This is a genomic window from Xanthomonas cissicola, from assembly GCF_008801575.1.
Taxonomy (GTDB): Bacteria; Pseudomonadota; Gammaproteobacteria; order Xanthomonadales; family Xanthomonadaceae; genus Xanthomonas; species Xanthomonas cissicola.
The window spans coordinates 1-5,226 of sequence record NZ_VZPL01000128.1; the positions used below are offsets into that span (position 1 = coordinate 1).

General features: G+C 60.7%; 6 protein-coding genes and 1 pseudogene. All 7 read right to left on the reverse strand.

The window, feature by feature from the left end:
• Positions 1–107: 107 nt before the first annotated feature.
• The gene (locus tag F7R02_RS23995; RefSeq protein WP_151210246.1) at positions 108–407 is read right to left on the reverse strand and encodes a hypothetical protein; all 300 of its coding nucleotides are present in this window, start codon (positions 405–407) and stop codon (positions 108–110) included.
• Positions 404–1,465, reverse strand: coding sequence for a DNA-binding protein (locus tag F7R02_RS24000; RefSeq protein WP_078591097.1), 1,062 nt, complete (start codon positions 1,463–1,465; stop codon positions 404–406). The genes F7R02_RS23995 and F7R02_RS24000 overlap by 4 nt, the downstream gene beginning before the upstream one ends.
• Positions 1,465–1,677, reverse strand: a complete 213-nt coding sequence (locus F7R02_RS24005) for a hypothetical protein (protein ID WP_078591096.1) — start codon at positions 1,675–1,677, stop codon at positions 1,465–1,467. The genes F7R02_RS24000 and F7R02_RS24005 overlap by 1 nt, the downstream gene beginning before the upstream one ends.
• The gene (locus F7R02_RS24010) at positions 1,677–2,024 is read right to left on the reverse strand and encodes a hypothetical protein (RefSeq protein WP_078591095.1); all 348 of its coding nucleotides are present in this window, start codon (positions 2,022–2,024) and stop codon (positions 1,677–1,679) included. Before F7R02_RS24010 ends, F7R02_RS24005 begins: the two co-directional genes overlap by 1 nt.
• A gap of 20 nt (positions 2,025–2,044) precedes the next feature.
• Positions 2,045–3,946 carry a hypothetical protein gene (locus F7R02_RS24015; RefSeq protein ID WP_078591094.1) on the reverse strand — a complete coding sequence of 634 codons (1,902 nt, stop codon included), beginning with the start codon at positions 3,944–3,946 and terminating at the stop codon, positions 2,045–2,047.
• Positions 3,947–4,993, reverse strand: a complete 1,047-nt coding sequence (locus F7R02_RS24020) for a hypothetical protein (RefSeq protein ID WP_078591093.1) — start codon at positions 4,991–4,993, stop codon at positions 3,947–3,949.
• 127 nt (positions 4,994–5,120) lie between these two features.
• Positions 5,121–5,226, reverse strand: a pseudogene (locus F7R02_RS24025) (IS5/IS1182 family transposase); the annotation flags it as partial.

A 5,226-nucleotide genomic window follows, 5' to 3' on the forward strand; every position in this document is an offset into this window, starting at 1 on the left:
CCGCTTTCGGCTTCGCGCAGAAAGCCGATGACCTGCTCGTCAGTAAAACGTTTCTTCACGTCCAATCTCCTCGGGGTAGGGAATTGGACTCCAAACTGAGGCGCTACTCAAAATTGGGTGGACGTCGGCGCTTGTGTCAGCGTCCAACAACCTGCGTCAACATGCGCGGCGCCGGAGGCGCGCATCGCTTGAAGGTGTCTTTTCACTCGTGTAACAGGCGGTTCACCTTGTGCCGCAAAAGGCTGCGCCTTGTGCTTGAGCACGAATTGACGGAGCGGTGAACGAGTGAGCAAGTCGGATACCCGCAGACCTCTGCTACCAGCAAGCGCCAGTGCTTCGCGCAAGATGGCATCCAAGGCGGCGGTTGTGGGCATACCTTCAAAATCGGTCTCAATCGGTGCGCTCACGCTGGATCATCCTCTGTTCCATGATTACCATTACTCTTAAAGTACCTGGAGATCGTCGCTAGGCTCGAAGAAACCGATGTAGCAAGTTCGAGAGCCGCATCACGCTCGACGCGCAGTTGATCGATCGTGTGCATACGTTCAACTAAGGCCGTGGAGAGCGTGCGAGCCTCACCATGCGCTGCTGCGAGCAACGTTTCTGACTGCAGGAGCCTATCCTCCAATGTCGTAGCCCTAAGCGAGGCTGCAGCTACCTCAGAAGCCTTTGCATCGAGTTGCGTCTGATATAGCTCCAGGCGCTCAGAAAGCTTTTGGAGTGAGTCGAGCAGATTCGTTCCCTGTTCTTGCCCCGACTCGCGCAAGCGATGTATGGCATTCAATATCTTCGCGTATCCATCTTCAAAACGCTCGAAACGCTTACTTGTCGCGTCACGCTCACGGCGGGCTTCAGCCGATGCAAGTTGACTTGCCTGTTCACGCTCTTTGCTCACTGCGATTTCTTGCAGCGCAACACCCAGCTCATCTCGCACGCCGGCTATGGCGGAACTCAGCTCTCGAAGTTCTGACTCAACCTGCAGCCGATCCAGACGCGCTTGATCCAGACGCGACACGAGGTTGCTTTTGTCCGACTGAAGCTCGTGAATCAGTCGCTCTTGCTCGCTGGCGCGTTCGGCCATTTTTGCCTGCTCGGCAAACAACGCCTCTTCTTTCACATCCAGCATGACCGAACGCTGCTCCGCAGCCGCCTCGCGGGCGCATAGCGCCTCCTGCCGTTGCCGCTCTGCATCCGAGAGTACCTGGGCTGCTTGCTCCGCAGCGTGGCGTATCTGGGCGCCGATATCGGTGATCGGCTTGCGCGAGCGCGCGTCGCCAACCTTGATGAAGAACTCGGCACCGTGTTCTTCAAACCATCGCGCGATGAACTTTGAGAGCACAGGACCACTACCGCGACTGCCAAGCACCTCGCGAACACTCATGTGCGTCGGCGCCTGGCCTGCAGCTAGTAACTTCTCGATCGCATCGAACACTTCAGTCGATGTGATGCGGCTTGACTCGGCCATTACAGGCTGACCCTGACTTGTGCAGAATCGATTCCAGCCTCCATCGCCTCAATGGCAGTGATTTCATCGCGCAGACTTACCGCAGTGACTCGAACTCCTGGGGCGACCTCCACGTCTTCGCCCAAAGCCTCTATAAGTGGCTTCGTGAATGCCTGTCCCTTGGCGGCGTCGGTCATCTCAAACACCACCGTACGAAACACTTTGGTTTCCATCAATTTTGCTCCTCATCGTCATTGCGGCGATCTTCCAATTCCCATTTTTCCCGCAACTCAGCTTTTGCGCGCGACGCGGCGTCGCCAAGCTCCCACAGGCGCGGGTGCGCCTCGTGGATCTGCTCACAAACCCTGTTGAACTCCGGGGTTTCACCCTCTTTGAGGTAGTGCTCGATTGCCCGCAACGCGAGCTCGCTCCGAGCGCCATCAAGATTCCACACGCATTCACTGACAGCAAAAGCACAGCGCGAATTCCAGAGCGACAGCATCAACTTCGCCAGACTGTTGGCGCTTCCGCTTCCTGGGTTACTCATGATCCACTGCAAGGCAGCTTGGTATGGCGACATCGGGATTCTCCTGAATGAATTTACAAAGCCTGCAGCGTGCGAGATGCGAGCCAAGGGAACAGCTCGGCGCCGACGGACGTGAGCCCCATGCAGCGGATGTCGCGCTCGCTATTCTCCTTCTCGCTGAGCGCCGGGTCGAGCACATTGCTCTCAAACACCGTGCCACTGTGATCAAGATCATCACACCGCGCCTGATCCCGGTAAGTCCATACGGCGGATAGGTCGACGTAGCAGGGGGTCCAGTCTAGTTCTCCCTGTACAAGACGCTGGACGGCGGGCTCCGGTGTCTTGTACCAAGCCCGGATGAGGTCGACGCACGCCTGCTTGCCCGCCGCATTGGCGTTTGCATAGCAATACGCCAAGCTGTCGTGCTCGGCCATCAGCATGCAAGGACGGCCACGCGCATGCACGATCCCGATCGCAAAACGCAGCCGGTGCCGGACGATTTTGTTGCTTCTGCTGCTGATTGCGTGGCTGGCCAGATTCGCCATATCCAGTCCGCGGCGAAACGAATCAGACTGCTGCACCGGCAGTGCCAGCAGGCTTTCAGCCTGGTCGTAGCGCAGCGTTCCCAGAAGCGACTTGTGCGCCAACCATTTCGCCGCACCGTCATCGATCGTCCGATCGTGGCGGTCCAGATAGGACGTGGCCGCCGGGTCCCCCGCGAACCTGGTGATGTATTTCCAGTCATGGATGACATGCTCACTCGCCGAGGCCCGTAGGAGCTCGCGCTGCCACCCACCGAGAACGGCCTCCCCAGTATGAGGATCGAAGGTGACTGCTGCGGAGGAAGCGTGCCGCGCGTCGCCCAGCAGCACCTGGTGCTCGCTGGCTACTGGTTCCAGGTAGACCTTGAACTGGCCTTTGCCGGTTGACACCAATCGCAGCGGCCGGCGCCCCTGCCGCTGGCACCAGGCGTCCACTGCCGCAGTGCGGCCGGCCTGGTCGGTCAGCAAGGCATGCAAGGTGTCCAGGGCGCCTTTGCGGTAAGCTGAATAGCTGCTGCTATCCGGCGCCGGCGAGCATTTGTCGCGACGGGCAGTGCGCGCAACAGCCAACGCAGCGGTGATCGCCCCTTCCAGGGCATCCGCGTCGTGCGGGATTCGCGCAGCAGCAACCGCCTGGCGAAGCTCGGCCCGTAGTGGACCCTCAGCGCTATCGCGCTCGGCGACCCAGGTGCGGGCGGCTTGGAACAGCTGGATATAGTCGTTGTAGCTCCGACGTTGCGCACGCGAGGTCAGGTAGTAGGTCAGGTCGCTGGCGTCAACTCGATCGAGCACCAGAACCTCCTGCATTGCCTCTCGACACAGGTACAGCTTGCCAGTGATCTCCCGGCCGGACCGGTTGTATCGCTCGTGCACCAGAGGTACTTCGATGTAGTCGCCACGCTTATCGCGGCGCACACAGCCGATGATCGGCATGCGCTGTTTGAGCCCGTATACCCTGCTATGGGCCCAACGATTGTTGAACTGTCGAGTTTCTTGTGATGCGAAAGCGCCGGGGATATAGCGCTGCTCGAACAGCGCTGAAGCCCGAACGGCGACCCAAGCACCCGCTGCCAGATATTGGTTCTGTTGCTGGCGATACGCGTCATAGCCTGGTCGCTCGACACCCAGCATCACGCTCTGGTCGACCAGGCGCAGATACCGCTCCTGGAAGCCCCAGTCGAGCCACGAGGCAAACGCCGGCACCGCCCAGTCGGCGAAGAGCACGTCGCGATCGCGCAACCCCCAAAGCATCGTGAGGACCTTGGCATAGGCATCCAGCGCTCCGAGCTGGCGGCGCTGTGCCATCGCGTACGCGAGGTCGTCGCGGCGGATGGTCTCGCCGTTACGACCACTGAAGTGCCCGAGCTGCTCGGCCGCGTTGGGCATGAGCTGTTTGATCTTCTGCAGGAATTCGGGGCCTTCGACCAGATACACCTACTCGCCATCTCGCACCAGCAGCATGTGCAGCTGGCTGATCTTGTTGAGTTGCTGGTTTGCCATGGCCGCGCCAATGTCTCCGGGACGCGAAGGCTTGACGAATTCCTTGTAGCTGCTGCGGAACTGGCAGAGGACCATGCCACGTGCCGCCGGCACCAGGCGTTGCAGCAGCGCGTCGTCGGCCAGCACCGTCGCCACCGAGTCCAAGTGCGTGTGGTCTAGCCCGTTGACTTCCAGGTGCAACAGAAGTTCTTCGTCGAGTGAAAGCAACTCTTGGTAGATCGTCAATGGCAGTTCGGCTGGCGCCGGCGCCCCCTTTCGCAGTTGGGTCACCTCGACACCATCGCCGGTATAGATCTTGAGATTCTCCACCGTGCGCAAAATGCCCTTGACCGCGTCCAGCTGCCCCTGGGCGGCCGCCAGCCCCACTGTGGCCCGCTCCATGTGGAAGCGGGCGAGCGCTTCGCCCTGGCCTTTCAGCGCCTCGCTGTGTTTCGCGATCCACTTCTGGGTCGCTTCGGCGTTCTTCTTGAGCCGCTCGGCATAGACCGTCATGTCACGCAGCTGCTCGGGCGTGGCCAGCGCCTGGCCCTCGGCCTGGGTCGGGGCGCTGGGGTCGTAGCCGAGATTGGCGATCGGCTTGGCCGCCGGCGGCGGCTCCAGCAGGCGCGCCTGCGTCTGCGCCATCTCCTGGTGCAGCGCCAACAGCTCGCGCTCGCGCACCAGGGCCGCTTCGGGGCAGTACGTCCAGTATCGCCAGAAGCAGTCTGCATGGAACAGGCTGGGGTAGGCCTCTCTTTCGGGCACGCCCGGGTGAGCGGCGAATTTGTAGACGTGCGGTTCGCCATCGGCGTACTCGATCGATTCCAGCAGCAGCACGATGCCGGCATCCAGCGGATTGCTCTCGATCTGCTTCCCGTCTTCCTCGCCGGTGACGTCTTGCAACAGGCGCCAGTACGTGCCCGGGCGCGGCGCGTCGAGGCGCTCGAATCGGGACGACTCGCCATGCTCGACGGCACTGACCACCAAGGCGTTCTCGTTCACATCTATTCCTTAGGGAAGGTCTGAATAACGAGGCCTGAGAGTGCGGGATGTCGCGTCGTTCCGAAGAGTGGCGTTTGAATCTTTGGAATTTCGCCATTTCTGGCGCTTTCCGTGGGAATTTCCTGGTTTACAGGCGCACGCTCCCCATAGCCGGCAGCAACTGCTTTCGCTTCATCCACAGATTGGAGAGCGCAAACAAGGTCAGCACGTGTGCGGTGTTTTTGGCCAGGCCG